Origin of the sequence: Burkholderia sp. SJZ089 (assembly GCF_007828315.1) — a bacterium.
In the GTDB taxonomy this organism is placed as follows: domain Bacteria; phylum Pseudomonadota; class Gammaproteobacteria; order Burkholderiales; family Burkholderiaceae; genus Burkholderia; species Burkholderia gladioli.
On sequence record NZ_VIUM01000018.1, the window covers coordinates 138,813 to 156,766 of the forward strand.

16 protein-coding genes are annotated in these 17,954 nt (G+C 70.0%); 12 read left to right on the top strand and 4 right to left on the bottom strand.

Annotation, left to right across the window (positions count from 1 at the left end; translation table 11 throughout):
* Nucleotides 1-178 precede the first annotated feature (178 nt).
* Entirely contained in the window at nt 179-1,183 is a 1,005-nt protein-coding gene (locus tag FB600_RS28740) for a LacI family DNA-binding transcriptional regulator (RefSeq protein WP_013689404.1), read from the top strand.
* Between the two features lie 93 nt (nt 1,184-1,276).
* Here the strand turns inward: FB600_RS28740 and FB600_RS28745 are convergent, their stop codons facing one another.
* Nucleotides 1,277-2,812, bottom strand: a complete 1,536-nt coding sequence (locus FB600_RS28745) for an aldehyde dehydrogenase family protein (RefSeq protein ID WP_042283984.1) — start codon at nt 2,810-2,812, stop codon at nt 1,277-1,279.
* Between the two features lie 276 nt (nt 2,813-3,088).
* Here FB600_RS28745 and FB600_RS28750 point away from each other — a divergent pair, with 276 nt between their 5' ends.
* From FB600_RS28750 to FB600_RS28770, 5 genes are all read left to right on the top strand, one after another.
* Entirely contained in the window at nt 3,089-4,360 is a 1,272-nt protein-coding gene (locus tag FB600_RS28750) for an NAD(P)/FAD-dependent oxidoreductase (protein WP_098151687.1), read from the top strand.
* 221 nt (nt 4,361-4,581) lie between these two features.
* The gene (locus FB600_RS28755) at nt 4,582-4,854 is read left to right on the top strand and encodes a metal/formaldehyde-sensitive transcriptional repressor (RefSeq protein ID WP_096752537.1); all 273 of its coding nucleotides are present in this window, start codon (nt 4,582-4,584) and stop codon (nt 4,852-4,854) included.
* Nucleotides 4,855-4,863: 9 nt separating this feature from the next.
* Nucleotides 4,864-5,874: a CDF family Co(II)/Ni(II) efflux transporter DmeF gene (dmeF, locus tag FB600_RS28760; RefSeq protein WP_098151686.1), complete on the top strand. Its 1,011-nt coding sequence runs from the start codon at nt 4,864-4,866 to the stop codon at nt 5,872-5,874.
* 3 nt (nt 5,875-5,877) lie between these two features.
* The gene (locus FB600_RS28765; protein WP_096752535.1) at nt 5,878-6,081 is read left to right on the top strand and encodes a DUF1289 domain-containing protein; all 204 of its coding nucleotides are present in this window, start codon (nt 5,878-5,880) and stop codon (nt 6,079-6,081) included.
* Nucleotides 6,082-6,198: 117 nt separating this feature from the next.
* Nucleotides 6,199-6,891 (top strand): TetR family transcriptional regulator, encoded by a 693-nt coding sequence (locus FB600_RS28770; RefSeq protein WP_096752534.1) that lies wholly within the window; start codon nt 6,199-6,201, stop codon nt 6,889-6,891.
* Between the two features lie 61 nt (nt 6,892-6,952).
* Here FB600_RS28770 and FB600_RS28775 read toward each other — a convergent pair whose 3' ends face one another.
* Nucleotides 6,953-8,752 (bottom strand): phospholipase D-like domain-containing protein, encoded by a 1,800-nt coding sequence (locus tag FB600_RS28775; protein WP_096752533.1) that lies wholly within the window; start codon nt 8,750-8,752, stop codon nt 6,953-6,955.
* 194 nt (nt 8,753-8,946) lie between these two features.
* Complete coding sequence (locus tag FB600_RS28780) at nt 8,947-9,708, bottom strand: DeoR/GlpR family DNA-binding transcription regulator (RefSeq protein WP_013689396.1); 762 nt, start codon at nt 9,706-9,708, stop codon at nt 8,947-8,949.
* Between the two features lie 198 nt (nt 9,709-9,906).
* Here FB600_RS28780 and FB600_RS28785 point away from each other — a divergent pair, with 198 nt between their 5' ends.
* The 6 genes from FB600_RS28785 (at nt 9,907) to FB600_RS28810 (ending at nt 16,140) form a co-directional block, all read left to right on the top strand.
* The gene (locus FB600_RS28785) at nt 9,907-10,086 is read left to right on the top strand and encodes a hypothetical protein (protein ID WP_025100711.1); all 180 of its coding nucleotides are present in this window, start codon (nt 9,907-9,909) and stop codon (nt 10,084-10,086) included.
* 287 nt (nt 10,087-10,373) lie between these two features.
* Nucleotides 10,374-11,258 (top strand): DMT family transporter, encoded by an 885-nt coding sequence (locus FB600_RS28790; protein ID WP_096752532.1) that lies wholly within the window; start codon nt 10,374-10,376, stop codon nt 11,256-11,258.
* A gap of 118 nt (nt 11,259-11,376) precedes the next feature.
* Complete coding sequence (gene nadE / locus FB600_RS28795) at nt 11,377-12,231, top strand: ammonia-dependent NAD(+) synthetase (protein ID WP_025100713.1); 855 nt, start codon at nt 11,377-11,379, stop codon at nt 12,229-12,231.
* Between the two features lie 44 nt (nt 12,232-12,275).
* Nucleotides 12,276-12,905, top strand: a complete 630-nt coding sequence (locus tag FB600_RS28800; RefSeq protein ID WP_098151683.1) for a LysE family translocator — start codon at nt 12,276-12,278, stop codon at nt 12,903-12,905.
* 319 nt (nt 12,906-13,224) lie between these two features.
* Nucleotides 13,225-14,397, top strand: a complete 1,173-nt coding sequence (locus tag FB600_RS28805; protein ID WP_103691664.1) for a porin — start codon at nt 13,225-13,227, stop codon at nt 14,395-14,397.
* A gap of 171 nt (nt 14,398-14,568) precedes the next feature.
* A complete protein-coding gene (locus FB600_RS28810) occupies nt 14,569-16,140 on the top strand; it encodes an amidase (protein WP_145757721.1) in 1,572 nt (523 codons plus the stop codon).
* A 123-nt stretch (nt 16,141-16,263) separates the two neighbouring features.
* On the opposite strand, the gene FB600_RS28815 is transcribed toward FB600_RS28810, so the two are convergent.
* The gene (locus FB600_RS28815; protein WP_036054432.1) at nt 16,264-17,940 is read right to left on the bottom strand and encodes a S10 family peptidase; all 1,677 of its coding nucleotides are present in this window, start codon (nt 17,938-17,940) and stop codon (nt 16,264-16,266) included.
* Nucleotides 17,941-17,954: the final 14 nt, after the last annotated feature.

The following is a 17,954-nucleotide window of genomic DNA, read 5'->3' on the forward strand; positions in this document are numbered from 1 at the left end:
CACTTTTGCCGTCAAGCCGGGCCGGAGAATTGAAAATCGGCTGAAATTCGCGGCAAGCCCCGCTAGAATGCGCGGGCACGCCTGTTTCCGGGCCTCGGCGACGGTTCAGGACCGCCACCGAGATTCCGCTGAATCAGGGTATCTCCCGATCCAGACACTGAAATCGATACCAGTCGATATGGCACTACGCATCAAGGATGTCGCCGAGGCGGCCGGCGTGTCGGTCACCACCGTCTCGCGCGTGCTGTCCAACAACGGCCCGGTGCGCGATAGCGTGCGCCGGCGCGTGCTCGAGGTGATCGAGCGGCTCGACTACCGGCCCAACGCGGCCGCGCGCCGGCTGCGCTCGGGCGACACGGCCACCATCGGCCTGATCGTCTCCGACGTGCGCAACCCCTTCTTCACCGAGGTCAGCCGCGCCGTGGAGGATGCCGCCTACGCGCAGGGCATGCGCGTGATCCTCTGCAACACCGACGAGAACCCCGAGAAGGAGGCGATGTACCTGCGCCTGATGGCCGGCGAGCGCGTCACGGGCGTGATCTATTCGCCGACCCACGCGGCCGCGCAGCGGTTCGACGCGAGCGCCTACGCCTTCCCGGTGGTGATGATCGATCGCGCCGGGCCGCCCGGCACCGCCGACGCGGTCACGCTCGACAACCGCGACGCGGCCGGCAGGCTGGTCGAGCACCTGATCGCGCGCGGCCATCGCCGAGTGGCGGGGCTGTTCGGCAATGCCAGCACCACCGGCCGCGAACGGCACGCGGCCTTCCTCGACGCGCTGGCCCGCCACGGCCTGGAAGGGCGCGCCGAATTCGTCGAGCCGAACGCGGAAACCGCGCGCCAGCGCGTGGGCGCCTGGCTGGGCGAGGCCGCCGCGGCGGGACGGCCCGAGGCGATCGTGGCCAGCAACGGCCTGCTGCTGCTCGGCGCCTACCGCGCGCTGCGCGAGGCCGGCGCGCGCGTGCCCGAGGACCTCGCGCTGGCCGGCTTCGACAACGACGCCTGGACCGACCTGGTCACGCCCGGCGTGACCGTGATCGCGCAGCCCGTCTACGAGATCGGCAAGAACGCCATGCAGTTGCTCACGCAACGGCTGGCGGAGCCGGCGATGTCGGCGCGCACCCTGGTGCTGCCGGGGGAATTGATCGTGCGGGGCTCGACGGCGGCGCGCGGCGGCGCCTGATGCCGCCGGCGCCGTTCCACCGCGCGGGATGCGCAAGATGGATGGAAGGCGCGCGCCGCTCGCGACGCGCGCCGACGGGAGCCCCGGCCGCGCTCAGACGTCGAACTTCACGCCCTGCGCGAGCGGCAGCTCGCGGCTGTAGTTGATGGTGTTGGTGGCGCGGCGCATATAGGCCTTCCACGCATCCGAGCCCGATTCGCGGCCGCCGCCGGTTTCCTTCTCGCCGCCGAAGGCGCCGCCGATCTCGGCGCCGCTGGTGCCGATATTGACGTTGACGATGCCGCAATCGCTGCCGGCGGCCGACATGAACTGCTCGGCCTCGCGGATGTCGTTGGTGAAGATCGACGAGGACAGTCCCTGCGGCACGCCGTTGTGCAGCGCCACCGCCTCGTCGAGCGCATCGTATTCGAGCACGTAGAGGATCGGCGCGAAGGTCTCGCGCTCGACCACCGCCGATTGCTTCGGCATCCGCACGATCGCGGGACGCACGTAGAACGCCTCGGCGCCGGCCACCTCGACCCGCTCGCCGCCCGTCACCACCCCGCCCTGCTCGCGCGCATCGGCCAGCGCCGCCTGCATCGCGTCGAAGGCCGCGCGGTCGATCAGCGGGCCCACCAGGGTGCCCGCGTCGAGCGGATCGCCCACCTTCACCGAGGCGAAGGCCTTCTCCAGGCGCGGCAGCAACGCGGCGGCCACCTCGCGATGCACGATCAGCCGGCGCAGCGTGGTACAGCGCTGCCCGGCCGTGCCGACCGCCGCGAAGGTCACGGCGCGCACCACCAGGTCGAGATCGGCGCTCGGCGCGACGATCATGCCGTTGTTGCCGCCCAGCTCGAGGATGCTGCGCGCGAGCCGCGCGCCGAGCACCTTGGCGACCTCGATCCCCATCCGCACGCTGCCGGTCGCGCTGACCACCGGCACCTTCGGCGAGGCGGTCAGCACTTCGCCCACCTCCCGCCCGCCGATCACCAGCTGGCTCAGGCCCTCGGGCGCCACGCCGGGATGCTCGGCCTCGAACTCGCGCACCGCGCGCGCGAACAGCGCATCGCAGGCGATCGCCGTCAGCGGCGTCTTCTCCGAGGGCTTCCAGACCACCGGATCGCCGCACACCAGCGCCAGCGCCGTGTTCCAGGACCACACCGCGACCGGGAAATTGAAGGCCGAGATCACGCCGCACACGCCGAGCGGATGCCAGGTTTCCATCATGCGATGGCCGGGGCGCTCCGAGGCGATGGTCAGGCCATAGAGCTGGCGCGACAGGCCGACCGCGAAATCGCAGATATCGATCATCTCCTGCACCTCGCCCAGCCCTTCCGAGGCGATCTTGCCGGCCTCGAGCGTGACCAGGCGGCCGAGCGCGGCCTTGTGCTCGCGCAGCACGTTGCCGAAGCGGCGCACCAGCTCGCCGCGCAAGGGCGCGGGCACCGTGCGCCAGCGCGTGAAGGCGGCATGCGCGGCGTCGATCTTGCGCGTCACGTCGGCGGCGCTGTCGGTGGCGAGGGTGGCCAGCACGCTGCCGTCGAGCGGCGAGCGCGCCGTCAGCGCGTCGCCGCGCCAGGCGGCAAGCTCGACGCCGAGTTCGGCGAGCAGGGGCTGGATGGACAGGGAGGGAGTCGTCGTGGCGGTCATGATGGGTTGGCCATGTATGAGGGTTCGCGTGGATCCGTGCGGCGGCGCGGTGCATGCCGGCGCCGGGCACGGGGCGGACCGGGCGGCGGCGCGCTCCGGATAGGCGACGCGCGGCGCCGCCCGGTGACGATGCCGATCGGCAGAAGATACCAGAGCCCGCGCGCGAGGATCGGCTCGCGCCGACATCCCGACCCGCGCGTGTTTGCCCGATCTCGCCGGGCCGCCGCTCGCGGGTTAGGATGCCGGCACGTCCCGTTCCCGCGGAGTCGCGTCACGATGCAGAACTACTACGAAGCCAGCGTCACCCGCCCCGCCGCCGACGCGCCGCTGTCGGGCCGCGCCGAGGCGCGCGTTTGCGTGGTCGGCGGTGGCCTGGCCGGCCTTTCCACGGCGCTCGGGCTGGTCGAGCGCGGCATCACGGACGTCCTCGTGCTCGATGCGCAGCAAGTCGGCCATGGCGCCTCGGGCCGCAACGGCGGTTTCGTGTTCGGCGGCTACAGCCTCGACAACGCCGAGCTGCTGGCCCGCCTCGGCCCGGTCGAGGCGCGCCGCCTCTATGGCCTCACCCTCGATGCGGTCGAACGGATCCGTGCGCGCGTGGCGCGCCATGGCATCGATTGCGAGCTGGTCGACGAGGGCGTGATCCTCGCCAACTGGTTCGCCGATCCGGCGCGGCTCGACGCGCCGCGCCGGCTGATGAAGCAGGCCTTCGGGGTCGACTGGGAGCCGCTCGCCGCCGCCGAGCTGCAGCAGCGCCTGAAGACCTCGCGCTATCACGGCGGCCTGTTCGAGCGCAACGCCTTCCACTTCCATCCGCTCAAGTACGTGCTCGGCATCGCGCAGGCGCTCCGGCAAGGCGGCGCGCGCATCGCCGAACGCACGCCGGCGCTGTCGATCCGGCGGCGCGGCGCCGGAATGGTGGTGTCCACCGCCTATGGCGAGGTGCATGCGCAGGACGTGGTGTTCGCCGGCGGCGGTTACGCGCGCGGCGTGCATCGCCGTGTCGAGCGCGCGGTGCTGCCGATCGCCACCTACGTGATCGCCACCGAACCGCTGGGCGCGCGGCTCGCCGATGCGATCGCCTGCCGCTCGGCCGTCTACGACACGCGCTTCGCCTTCGACTACTACCGCCCGATGGCCGACACGCGCATTGTGTGGGGCGGCCGCATCTCGATACTCGAGCGCGGCCCCGAGGCGATCGCGCGGCTGCTCAAGCGCGACCTGATGCTGGTCTATCCGCAGTTGCGCGACGTCGAGGTGCAGTTCGCCTGGGGCGGCCTGATGAGCTACGCGCGGCACAAGATGCCCCAGATCGGGCGCGACGCCGACGGCATCTGGCACGCGGTCGGCTTCGGCGGCCACGGCATGGCGCCGACCACGGTGGCCGGCGAGGTGCTGGCCGATGCGATCGCGGGGGCCGCGCCGGTACCCGCCGCGTTCGCGCATTTCGGGCTGGTGCCGGCCCATGGGCTGGCCGGGCTGGCGGCCGCGCAACTGACCTACAGCGCGTGGCAGGCGCGCGACGCGCTGGCGGCACGGCGGCGCTGAGCGGCAGGCGCCGCCGGTGCCGCGCGATCCAGGTCGGCGGCGTCTGGAGAGGGACGAGGCGCCGGCCGCGATTGCCGGCCGGCGACGCGAACAAGCGCGGCAAGCCTCATCCCGGACGCGATACCGATGACAACGCGTCGACTGGCTTTGCCCTGAGAGGTATACCCCCCTACCCTATCTGGAGTAAGATGGCGCCCTGACGTATTCAGGGAGTATCGGCCGTGAGCCACACGATTCGCGAAAAACAGAAGCTGCTGAACCGGATCCGCCGCATCAAGGGGCAGGTCGAGGCGATCGAGCGCGCGCTCGTGGAGGAGCGCGGCTGCATGGACGTGCTCCAGCTCGTCACCAGCACCCGCGGCGCGATGAACGGCCTGCTGGCCGTGGTGCTCGAGGATCACATCCGCACGCACCTGGTCGACGCGCAGCCCGACCACGGGCACGGCGGCGGCACCGAGCAGTTGGTCGAGATCATCCACAGCTATTTCAAGTAAGGGGCGAGCATGGGCAGGACCAATCAGGCGGCCGCCGGCGCGCGGCACGAGCATGTATTCCTCGGCGAGTCCCACCGGGACAACGAACGCAGGACATGGATGGTGATCGCGCTGTGCGGCGCGATGATGGTGGCGGAGATCGTCGGCGGCAGCCTGTTCGGCTCGCTGGCGCTGGTCGCCGACGGCCTGCACATGTCCACCCATGCCGGCGCCATGCTGATCGCGGCGCTGGCCTACACCTACGCGCGCCGCCACGCCACCGACCGGCGCTTCGTGTTCGGCACCGGCAAGCTGGGCGACCTGGCGGGCTTCACCAGCGCGATCGTGCTCGCCATGATCGCGCTGCTGATCGGCTACGAGGCCGTCGCACGCTTCTTCGCGCCGGTACCGATCCACTTCGGCGAGGCGATCCCGATCGCCGTGCTGGGGCTGCTGGTCAACCTCGCCAGCGTCTGGCTGCTGAGCGGCGGGCATCACGGCCACGACCATGGCCACGCTCACGGTCATGCTCACGAGCCTCACGGCGGACATCACGATCACCACGTTCACGACCGGCACGATCACCACCAGGCTCCGGCCGCCACGCATCGCGATCACAACCTGCGCGCCGCCTACTTCCACGTGATCGCCGACGCGGCGGTGTCGGTGCTGGCCATCGTCGGCCTGCTGCTGGCGCGCGCCTTCGGCTGGCTGTGGATGGACCCGCTTGCCGGCGTGATCGGCGCGCTGGTGATCGCCAACTGGTCGTGGGGCCTGATACGCGACACGGGCGGCATCCTGCTCGACATGGATCCCGGCCAGCGCATGGCCGAGAACGTGCGCCACGTGATCGAGGACCAGGGCGATACCGTGCTCGACCTGCATGTCTGGCGCGTCGGTCCCGGGCACATGAGCGCGATCGTCTCGGTGGCCACCCGCGAGGCGCGGCGCGACCCGGGCTTCTATCGCTCGGCGCTCGCGCGCTTCCAGGATCTGTCGCACCTGACGATCGAGGTCAACGCGGCACCCGCCGGAGCCTGAGCGATGGCGGTCAAATCGCCTTGCGTCGAGATCTGCAGGTTCGACGGCAAGACCGGGCTCTGCATCGGCTGCCTGCGCACGCGCGAGGAAATCCGGGGCTGGAACAAGATGACGGACCACCGCCGTCATCAGGTCATCAACGAGAAATCGCGGCGGCAGGCGAAGCTCGCACGCGTGGTGCCGCAGCACGATTCGAGCCCTTCCTGAGCGGAGAAACCGCTCTCGATGCGGGCTGCGACGCACGCGAAACGCACCCCGGAACCGTGCCGGAGCGCCGGAACCCGCGTGCTAGAATGCGCCGGATCCAGCCGCCGACACAATCACATGAAACAAGGTAGCAACACCGACGCGCCCGACCAGGGCGCGCAGCCGGCCCGCGGTACGCGCCGCGACGAATCCCGTCGCAAGTACGACCCGGAGCAGACCAAGCGCAACATCCTCGAGGTCGCGACCCAGGAGTTCTCGGCGATGGGCCTCACGGGTGCGCGTGTCGACGCGATCGCGGAACGCACCAACACCACCAAGCGGATGCTCTACTACTACTTCGACAGCAAGGAAGGGCTGTACGAGGCGGTGCTGGAGAAGGTCTACGGCGACATCCGCGCGCTCGAGCTCGAGCTGAACGTGGGCGAACTGCCCCCCGTCGAGGGCATGCGCCGGCTCATCGAGTTCACCTTCGACTACCACGACCGGCATCGCGATTTCGTCCGCCTAGTGTCGATCGAGAACATCCACGGCGCGAAGTATATCGAGCAGCTCAAGTCCTTCAAGAACCGCAATGTCAGCATCATCAAGACCATCGAGGAACTGCTGGCGCGCGGCGTCGAGTCCGGCGATTTCCGCGCCGACGTCGACGCTTTCGACCTGCATCTGATGATCAGCTCGTTCTGCTTCCATCGCGTCGCGAACCGCTACACTTTCGGCGCCGCGTTCGGCCGCGATCCGTCGGCACCGCGCCTGCGCGTGCGGCATCGCACCATGATCGCCGACTGCGTGCTCGGCCATATCGCGCGCTGAGCCGTGCCTGGACGGCGCGCGCCTCGCGGCGCGGCGCCGTCGCCCCATCCCGCTCCCCGCCTCAGACGTCCCGCACCGGCGTCGCCAGCGCGATCCGCGCCTTCGCCTCCGGGCTGCCCTCGACGAAATACTTCCTCGCCCAGCGTGAATCGGGCTGCAGGTTCAGCCTCGGGTGCGCGTCGGCGTGCGTGGCGCCGCCGCTGCGCTTGGCCTCGATCGCCAGCGCCCGTGCGCGGTAGTGCTCGTAGAGCCGCAGGAATTCGGCCAGATAGGTGCCGGCGATGCGGCGATCACGGATCTCGAGCAGGTTCTCGTCGTTGTAGTGCTCCGAGTTCGAGCTCATGTTGGCCGAGCCCGTGTAGACGATCGGATTCTCGCCCTCGGCATCGATCACGATGAACTTGTGGTGGATCACCACCGGCGGATAAGGCGGCGCGGCCTCGCCCGGGAATACGCGCATCTCGGGCTCGAAGCCCTTGGGCACGGTGGCCGGCGAGAAATACTCGGCGTCGATCACGTCGCGCTGCTCGCGGCTGCGATGGTAGAGCGAGAGGTTCGCGAGCTGCGAGCCGTTCAGCGTCTTGCCGTCCTGCTGGTTCGCCTCGGCGGCCTGCGCGCCCTTCACGCTGATGCTGTTGACCAGGCCGAACATCATCCGCCCCGCGTCGCCGGCCGCGAAGCAGGCATCGCGCAGCGGCGCGTCGGTCGGCATGAACAGGCAGAACACCACCGAATGCCGGGCGGCCTGGATCGCCGCCACGATCGTGTCGATCTCGGTGCGCTGCTTGCCGGGCTCGGGCGAGAAGGCCACGCGCACGCTCGCGCTGCCGACCCGGGCCGGCTCGGACCAGCCGTGGCTCAGCTTCGCCGTGTCAGCGATCGAGGGATTGGCGGCCAGCGAGCGCGCGCGATCGCTGTAGAGCCCGGCCAGGATCGCCGAGTCGAAGCTGTGCAGCACGTTGGCCTGCTCGGTGATGCCCTCGGTGGTGAAGTTGGCCGAGCCGGTCAGCAGGCGAGCCGGCTGCGGATCGCCGTTCGCGGCATCGGTCACGATGAACTTGTCGTGCATGATGCGCGTGCGATCGCGCGGCGCGAGGCTCGCGAGGTCCTTCAGCAGGTCGACCGCCGGCTGGTTCGGCGAGGGCAGCGGCGGCTTGCCGCCCGGGCGCCGGGTGAGGTGGGCGTCGTAGACGATCGCCAGCGCCTGCTTGCCATGCTGCTTGCCGAAGGCCTCGAAGGCCGGGATCGCCCACAGCGTGTCGGTCAGGTGATAGACGGCCGAAGCCGCGCGCGTGGCCGGCTCGAGCATCAGCTCGAACACCTGCTGAAGGTCGTTCGCCAGCCAGGTGCGCAGCGCCAGCGCCTGGGCGTCGCTGGGCTTGTCGTGCTGGCCCAGGCCGAGCGCCGCCACCTGCCGCGAGAAGGCCTGCGAGCTGACCACGGCACGGTTGAACCAGGTGCCGATGCCGTCCACCACGTGCTCGGGCAGCGTGATCGCGCAATGGCCGGCCTCGGCGTCGAGCACCTGCAACTGGTCGGGATGGCCGACCACGGGGTAGACGTCGTAACGGAACGACTGGCCGCGATCGGGCGGATCGATGCGCGCGTCCCACCACATGAACTTCTGGATCGGCGCCTGGTCGGTGGGCGCGTCGCGCTGCGTGTCGGCCACCGGGCCGTCGAAGGTCAGCCGGTTGGGCAACCAGCTGCTGGCCGCGCGCGTCTGGCCGTCGGTGCTGCGAAAGCCCGGCGTGCGACGGATCGCGAAACCCAGGAAATCGTCGCGGCTCGCGGCTTGCGGCCAGTCGAAGGCCAGCAGGACCAGGGTCGGGGACAGGTAACTGCGCACGGTGACGGACATCGGCTCGCTCCTCGGCTCGGTGGAGAGGCCAGTGTCGCGGGGCAGCTTGCCAGCGCAATGACGATGCGATGACGTTTTCGTGTCGATCGCGTGAAGGCGGGGTCGCGGGAGGAAGCGCTCGATCGGGCGGTGGGTGGTGGGTAATCCACGCGGTGCTGCACCCGGCACGCCTTCAGGCGCCCGCCCACCGCACCTCACGCATCACACACGATCAACTCGATACCGCGCGCGGCGAAGGCGCGGCGCAGCGTCTTCTCGGGCGCGCGATCGGTGACGAGGTAGCGCGTGTTCTCGATGCCGTTGATGCGCACCGGCGTGACGCGGCCGAACTTCGAATGGTCGGCCACCACCACCGCCGTGGCCGCCGAGGCGAGCATCCGGCTGCGCACCTCGGCGGCGATCCGCGAATAGTCGGTCAGGTCGCCGTCGGGTGTCACGCCGCCGGCGCCGACGAAGGCGAAATCGACGTGGTACTGGGCCAGTTGCTGGATCGTGTCGAGGCCGAAGGTGGCGTCCTCGTCGTCGGACAGCTCGCCGCCCAGCAGGGTCACGCGGTTCTCGTTGCGGCGCGCCAGCGCGAAGGCGATGCGCCAGTCGTTGGTATAGACCGTCAGGCGATGCCGGTCGGTCAGCGCCAGCGCCACCGCGTGCGTGGTGCTGCCCGAGTCGAGCAGCAGCGAGGCACCGTCGGGCACGAAGTCGGCGGCGCGGCGGCCGATCGCCTGCTTGGCGTTGGCATTGGCGGCCTCGCGCTCCGACAGGCTGGGCTCGCGGCGGTCCGCCGCCAGCGCGCCGCCGTGCGTGGTGACCACCAGCCCGCGCGTGGCGAGCGCGTTCAGGTCGCGACGGATGGTCTCGCGCGAGACGCCGAGCGTGCGCACCAGTTCGGCGACCGACAGGGCGCCCGAACGGGAGAGTTCCGACAGGATGTATTGATGACGTTGTTCTGCAAGCATGAAACGGTCCGGGAACGCACCGAAAACCAGGGGCGGCCTATTGTAGTACGTGAACTTGACAGGACTGTGAGCATTCCGCAAGCCGTCCCCCGGCCCCTGCGCCATCTGAAACGGTGTATTGCCGACGCCGCGTGAATCGGGCGCGATGGCGTTGCTACACTCCGGGCTTGTTGATCAGGCTTGTCCATGGAGTTCCCGATGTCCGAATCGCCCGCCGCCCTCGAAATCCGCTTCCCCGTAGAACGCCTCAACGACGGCGCCGGCGATCCCTACTGGATCGACCTGACGCTGGAGGAAGCGCGACGCCTGCACGCGCAACTGGCCGGCCGCCTGGGCCTGGCGCCGGCCGAGGGCGACCAGGTCTTCGCGCTCGGCTGAGCGAGCCGGGAGGCGAACCGCGCCGTCATGGCGCGGGTAAGGCGCAAACCACTGCCGCGCGCGCGAGCGCTCCGCGTTCGCCGCGGCGCCGCCTCGATCCCTCCCCGGTTTGGCCCCGCTTCATTCCCGCTTCATTCCCGCTTCATTCCCGCTTCATTCCCGCTTCATTCCCGCTTCATTCCCGCCTCGCATCCCTCTGCCTCGCTGCAGTTTTTGACAAGACGCCCGGCGCCATCGCGCCGATACTGCGCGCTTTCCTCCGCTGCGCCCCACCCGGCTTTCCCCGCATGTCCGCCTTGCTCGCCGCCGCCGCGTTCGTCGCGCTCTGGTCCACCGGTTTCATCGTCGCCCGCGCGATCCACCCTTACGCCGACCCGAATCTCTACCTGCTGGCCCGCTTCGGCGGCACCGCGCTGCTGTTCGCCTTGATCGCGCTGACCAGCCGGGCGCGCTGGCCGGCGCGGCGCGAATGGGGCCGCCAGTTGCTGGCCGGCGCGCTGCTGCAGGGTGTCTACCTCGGCGCCAGCTACTGGGCCGTGGCGCAAGGGCTGCCGGCCGGCGTGATGGCCCTGCTGGGCGCGCTGCAGCCGCTCGCCACCGCGGTGCTGGCCGTGCCGCTGTTCGGCGAGCGCCTGCCCGCGCGCGGCTGGGCCGGGATGGCGCTCGGCGTGGCGGGCGTCGCGCTGGTGCTGGCGCCGAAGCTGGCCGCGGCAGGCTCGACGGCCACCGCACATGGCGCCGCCGGCGCCTCGGCCTTCACGGTGCTGGTGGCCGTGCTGTCGATCGCCTCGATCACGGCCGGCTCGCTGTACCAGAAGAGCGCCGTGGCACAGACCGACCTGCGCACCGCGGTGGCGATCCAGAACGCCGGCGCGGCGCTGGTGGCGGCCGCCTTCGCGCTGGCGTTCGGCGAAACGCACTGGCAGCCCGCGCCGACGCTCTGGCTCGGCCTGGCCTGGGGCATCGCGATGCTCTCGGGCGGCGCGATCGTGCTGTTCGTCTGGCTGCTGCGCCACGGCGGCGCCGCGCGCGCCACCTCGCTGATGTTCCTGGCGCCGCCGCTGGCCGCCCTGCAGGGCTACTGGCTGTTCGGCGAGACGCTCGGCGCGCTGCAGCTGGCCGGCTTCGCGGTAGCGCTGGCGGGCGTGGCGCTGGCGCGCTGGTCGCGCTGAACGGGGCCACCCCGTGGCCCGCTTGCCCCCGACGCCAGCCCCGGGATCGCGCCGGCCTCGCGCAATTGCGCTTATGATGCGCGTCTGACCGATCCCCGTTCCGGAGAGCTACACCGTGATGACCCGTCCCGATTACGCCGCGCGGCAGCGCGCGATTGCCGCCGAACTGCTGGTGGCGCCGAGCTTCGACGCCGCCGAGGAGGCCGAGCGCCGCATCGGCTTCCTGGCCGACTACCTGCGCTCGACCGGCCTGTCCACCTACGTGCTCGGGATCAGCGGCGGCGTCGACTCGTCGACGGCCGGCCGTCTCGCCCAACTGGCCGTCGAGCGCCTGCGCGCGAGCGGCTACGACGCGCGCTTCATCGCGATGCGCCTGCCCTACGGCGTGCAGCGCGACGAGGAAGACGCCCAGCGCGCGCTGGCCTTCGTGGCCGCCGACGAGAACCTGACGGTCGACGTCCGGCCGGCCGCCGACGGCATGCTGGCCGCCACCGCCGCCAGCGGCCTGGTGTTCCGTGACGAGGCGCAACAGGACTTCGTGCACGGCAACATCAAGGCGCGCGAGCGCATGATCGCGCAGTACGCGGTGGCCGGCGCGCGGCGCGGCATCGTGATCGGCACCGATCACGCGGCCGAATCGGTAATGGGCTTCTTCACCAAGTTCGGCGACGGCGGCGCGGACATCCTGCCGCTGGCCGGCCTGACCAAGCGCCGCGTGCGCGCGGTGGCGCGCCACCTGGGCGGCGCCGACGCGCTGGTGATGAAGGTGCCGACCGCCGACCTCGAGGCGCTGCGCCCGCTGCTGCCGGACGAGACCGCCTACGGCGTGACCTACGACCAGATCGACGATTTCCTGGAAGGCAAGCCGGTGGACGACCACGTCTACGAGACCGTGCTGCGCTTCTACGATGCGACGCGCCACAAGCGCGCGCTGCCGTACACGCTGCACGACTGGCCCGGCGCCGCCGCCTGAGCGCCGCGCCGTTGCTTCGACTCGATGGCTGGGAGCCTGGAAAGATGCTGATCGACTGGCATGCGGTGCTGACGGTGCTGTCCGTCTACGTGGTCGGGGTGGTGATCCCCGGCCCGAACTTCGTCGCGGTCGCCCACAAGGCGGCCTCCTCGACGCGCGCGGCCGCGCTCGCGATGGTGGGCGGCATCGTCTCGGTCAATCTGTTCTGGGCGAGCTGCGCGATCCTCGGCGTCGGCATCGTGTTCACCGCCTTCCCGTGGATCGCGATCGCCGTCAAGCTGCTCGGTGCCGGCTACCTGATCTGGTTCGGCTCGCGGCTGGTGCTGAACGCGAAGGCGGCGCCCTCGCCGGCCTCCGCCGCCGCCGAGGCGGCCGGCCCGGTCGATCATCGCCGCGCCTTCGTGCAGGGCGTCGCCACCAATATCGCGAACCCCAAGTCGATCGCCTTCTTCGCCGCCGTGTTCGCCTCGGCCACGCCCGCCCACGTCACCTGGCCGACCTTTGGCGCGATGCTGTCGATGGTGCTGGTGGTCGCCTCCTCGTGGTACGGCTTCGTCGCCGTGGTGCTCTCGCACCCGGAAGTGGCCAGCGCCTACCGGCGCGGCAAGGCCTGGGCCGATCGCATCTGCGGCGGCGTGATCGTCGCGCTCGGCCTGCGCCAGTTGATCCGCTGATCCGCCGGGCCCGCCCGCCGGCGCCCGTCGCGGCGCCGGCGGGCGGCATCATTTGCGCATCACATCGCATCTCCGGGCGTCGACGAACAGGAAACAATTGGCCGTCAAGGGTTCGAAAACGTAAATACAACGAAACATCCCGGCCGCGCCCGCATCGATTTCATGAAATCCCTTCACCGTCAGGCCTCCGGCGCGCTCTTGCGGGCAACGCAAGTCTGAGTTTCAGGGTTCCCGCCCGACCCGTTTTTCCCTCTACCTACACTCCGTCATCCGTCGCAAGACAGCCCGGATACGACCACCAATCAGGAAGGGGAAGCTCATGACAACCACTACGCTCCGGCACACCGCCCTCGGCATCGCGGCCGCCGTCACCACGCTGTTCGCCGTGACGGCCCACGCCCAATCGAGCGTGACGCTGTACGGCCTGATCGACGAAGGCCTCAACTTCACCAGCAATGCCGGCGGCCACTCGGCCTACCAGCTCGCCAGCGGCGACACCGGCGGCAGCCGCTGGGGCCTGAAGGGCAACGAGGACCTGGGCGGCGGCAACCACGCGGTGTTCCTGCTCGAGAACGGCTTCAACGTGAACACCGGCAAGCTCGGCCAGGACAGCAGCGAATTCGGTCGCCAGGCTTACGTGGGCCTGTCGTCGGACCACTACGGCACGCTCACGCTGGGCCGCCAGTACGACATCACCATCGACCCGCTCGGCTATACCTCGCTGACGGCCGCCGGCAACTGGGCCGGCGACGTGGCCACGGTACCCTTCGACAACAACAACGAAGACTGGGATTTCCGCGTCAACAACTCGGTCAAGTACGTGAGCCCGACCTGGAACGGGCTGACCTTCGAGGCCATGTACGGCTTCAGCAACACCACCGGCTTCTCGAACAACCGGCTGTGGGGCGCGACGCTCAACTACCAGAACGGCGGCCTGACAGCGGCGGCCTCCTACCTGCGCATGAACAACCAAGGCTCGACGAGCACCGGCGCGGTCAGCTCGGGCGACCTGTTCAACGGCTCCTCGGAACAGAACATCGGCGCGGCCGTGTCCTATCGCTTCACCAAGGTGCTGGTGGCGGCCTCGTATTCGCACGTCGACGTCTACAACCCGACCAGCAACGTCTGGCTCAGCAACAGCGCGCTGCCGAACGGCGCGGCCTGGAACGCCTGGAAGTTCGACAACATCGAAGTCAATTCGCAGTACTACTTCAATTCGGCGTTCTGGCTCGGCGCGTCGTACACCTTCACGATCGCCCACCTGCACGCGCAGGACGGCGACTTCACGCCGAAGTACCACCAGCTCGCGCTGATGCTCGACTACGACCTCAGCAAGCGCACCTCGCTCTACGTGCAGGGCGCTTACCAGCACGCGGTGAGCGCGCATACCGGCACCAGCTTCGACGATGCGCAGATCATCGACGCCTCGGCCGGGGCCTCCTCGGGCGTGAACCAGACGGTGGTGCGCGTCGGCATGCTGCATCGCTTCTAAGCCGGCAGCGCGGCGCTCCCCGCCTCGCGTGCGCGGCCCGGTCATCCGCCGGGCCCGCGCCTTCCAGCCGCCCGGCCGATCGGCCGGGCGTTCCTGTTCATGAAGCGAGGATTTTTGATCGTCGCCGCGCTTCGGGTAGGCTTGCGCTTTCCGCGTTGACCGATCCCCATCATGCAACGACGCCGCTTCCTCGCTTCCCTGGCCTCCCTCGGCGCCGGCCTCGCCGCGAAACCGGGCGCGACCGCCGCGGCCCTGCCCGTCGGCGCCGACGCCGATGCGCCGGCACGGCTCGACGCGAGCGCGGCGCTGGCGCACTACCTGCACCGGATCGACGCAATCGACCGGCGCGGCCCGCGGCTCAACAGCCTGATCGAACTGAACCCGGACGCGCGAGCGATCGCGGCCACGCTCGACGCCGAGCGCCGCGCCGGGCGCTTGCGCGGTCCGCTGCACGGCACGGCGCTGGTCATCAAGGACAACCTCGCGACCGGCGACCGGATGAGCACCACGGCGGGCTCGCTCGCGCTCGACGGCGTGCGCGCCACGCGCGACGCCTTCCTGGTCGCGCGCCTGCGCGAGGCCGGCGCCGTGATCCTCGGCAAGACCAATCTCAGCGAATGGGCCAACATCCGCTCGACACGCTCGACCAGCGGCTGGAGCGGACGCGGCGGCCTCACGCGCAACCCGCACGCGCTGGACCGCAATACCAGCGGCTCGAGCTCCGGCTCGGCCGCGGCGGTGGCGGCCGGCCTCGCCGCGATGGCGATCGGCACCGAGACCGACGGCTCGATCACCTCGCCGGCCTCGATCAACGGCATCGTCGGCCTGAAGCCGACGGTCGGCCGCGTGAGCCGCGACGGCATCGTCCCAATCTCCTTCACGCAGGACACGCCCGGCCCGATGACGCGCACGGTGGCCGACGCGGCCCGGCTGCTGGCCGCGATCGCCGGCACCGACCCGCGCGACGCGGCCACCCACGACGCGCCGCCGCCCGACGATTACCTCGCCGCGCTCGATAGCCGGGCGCTGCGCGGCGCGCGGATCGGCGTGGCGCGCGAGTACTTCACCTCGCACGACGAGATCGACGGCGAGATCGAACGCGCGATCGCGCAACTGATCGAGCTGGGCGCCACCCTCGTCGATCCGATCGAGCTGCCCAAGCTGCATGTCGGCGACGAGGAAATGAGCGTGCTGCTGCACGAGTTCAAGCACGCGCTGCCGCTGTGGCTGGCGCAGTTCGCGCCCGCGGCGCCGGTGAAGGACCTCGCCGGGCTGATCGCCTGGAACGAGGCGCATCGCGCGCGGGAGATGCCCTGGTTCGGCCAGGAGTTGTTCGTCCAGGCGCAGGCGCTGGACGGGCTCGACAGCGAGGTCTATCGCAAGGCGCTCGCGAGCTGCGCGAAACAGGCGCGCGAGGACGGCCTCGACCACGCGTTCCGCCAGCATCGACTCGACGCGATCATCGCGCCCACCGGCGGCACCGCCTGGCTGACCGACTTCGTCAACGGCGACAGCGCCGGCGACGGCTTCTCGCAGCCCGCCGCGGTGGCCGGTTATCCGCACCTGACGGTGCCGGCCGGCTTCGTGCGCGGCCTGCCGGTGGGGCTGTCCTTCGTCGGGCCGGCCTGGAGCGAGGCAAGGCTGCTCGCCTACGGCTACGCCTTCGAGCAGGCCACGCAATGGCGCCGCGATCCTTCGTTCCGCGCGCATTCGAGCGAGCCGCCGCTCGGCGAATCGATCTGAGCGCGGCCGGCGGCGCCGGCCTCGCGCACGCCATCGGCCCCGATCAATAACAAAAAAACCGGGCCTCGCGCGATGCGAGGCCCGGCCTTCATCCACGTCCCGTCATCCACGCGGACGCGATGCTCAGCCGCCGCGTTTCTTCGCCTGCAGGGCGCGAATCCGCATCACCGCGCCGGTATCCGCCACGGTGTGCTCGTACATCGCCGCGACGTCGCGCTTGAGCGCGGTGCGCGAGCCGCCGTCCAGGTAGACCATGTGCCCGGAGGGATAAAAACGCGCCGACAGGTTCTTGCGCACGCCGGCATCCTCGAGCGGCATCTGCTGCAGGTCGAGCACGGTCTGGTAGAAGGGCGTGACGAAGTCGTAGAGCCCGTTCGCCGACAGCACCTTCAGGTCGACGTTGAGCGCCATCACCGCGGCCAGGTCGCCGGCCGTGTAGAGCACCACGTTGCCCTTGTCGTCCAGGCCCACCTGCGCGCCGGTCGGATCGGTGTGCTTGAAGTCCCAGTTCGCGAAGGCCTGGTCGTTGAGGTCGGTGAACGCGGAGTTCGAGGTGTACTTCAACTGCTCGTTCAGATACGAATTCCACATCGCCGTGTAGACGCCGGTCACGGCCGTCATGGTCGGGTCGTTGCCGCCCGAGTTCGGATCGATATTGCCGGCGATGCCCGAGGAGATCGCCGTCACGCGCCCGTCGTAGGAACCCAGCGAAAGCCCTTGCGCGCGCAACAGCGTGGTCAGGAACACCGAGTTGCCGCGCGCGTCGTAGCCGGCCACGTCGAGGCTCCAGGACAGCAGCGTGGCGGTGTCGATGCCGGTGTATTCGGACAGCTTCTGCACCACCGCCGCCTCGGTCTGCGGGAACTTGCGCAGCGCCTCCAGGTAGTCGGTGCGCGCGAACTGCGCGACCTCCTCGACGAAGGCGCCGAGATCGGTGGGCGTGGGCGTCACGCCGAGCCGCTTGTGGTACCAGGCATCGGCGGCGGCGGTCGGCAGCGCGCCCACCGGGTTGCCGGCCTGGCGATAGTCGAGGATCGAGGATTGCAGCGTGATGCCGTTCAGGTCGACGCCGTCCTCGTGCAGCTTGTAGGCCAGCACGCAGCTGCGCGCGGTGCCGTAGGACTCGCCGTACAGGTACTTCGGCGAATTCCAGCGATTGTTCTTCGTCAGGTAGCGCTTGATGAACTGCTTGAGCGAATCGGCATCCTCGTCGACGCCCCAGAAGTTGCGATTCTTGAACGGCGCCACGGCCGCCGAATAACCGGTGCCGACCGGGTTCACGAACACCAGGTCGCTCTTGTCGAGCAGGCTGTCCGGGTTGTCCTCCATCTGGTACGGCGCCGGCGGCGTGAAGCTCGGCATCGAGGTGCGGATGCGGCGCGGCGCGAACGAGCCGAGCAGCACGAACACCGACGACGAACCCGGTCCGCCGTTGTAGAAGAAGGTGACCGGGCGCGCCTCCTCCTTCTGCCCATCCTGCGTGAAAGCCACGTAGAACAGCTTCGCGTTGGGCTGCGAGCTGCTCGGGTCGACCGTCACCAGGTGCCCGGCGGTGGCCGTGTAGGCGATCCGCTTGCCGTCGAGCGTCATGGTGTGATGCGTGACGGCCTCGCCCTCGGTGGTGTCGGTGACCGAATCATCGGGACCGTTGCCGTAGGCGACCGGATCGAAGAAGGGTTGGTCGCGGCCGTGCGCGAGCGCGACCGGATTGACGGTCGGCGGCACGCCGTGCGAATTGTGCGCGCCATGATGCAGCGGGTAGGTGCCGCCGCTTGACGAAGATCCCGATTGGTTGCTCATCGTGCCGCTCCTTC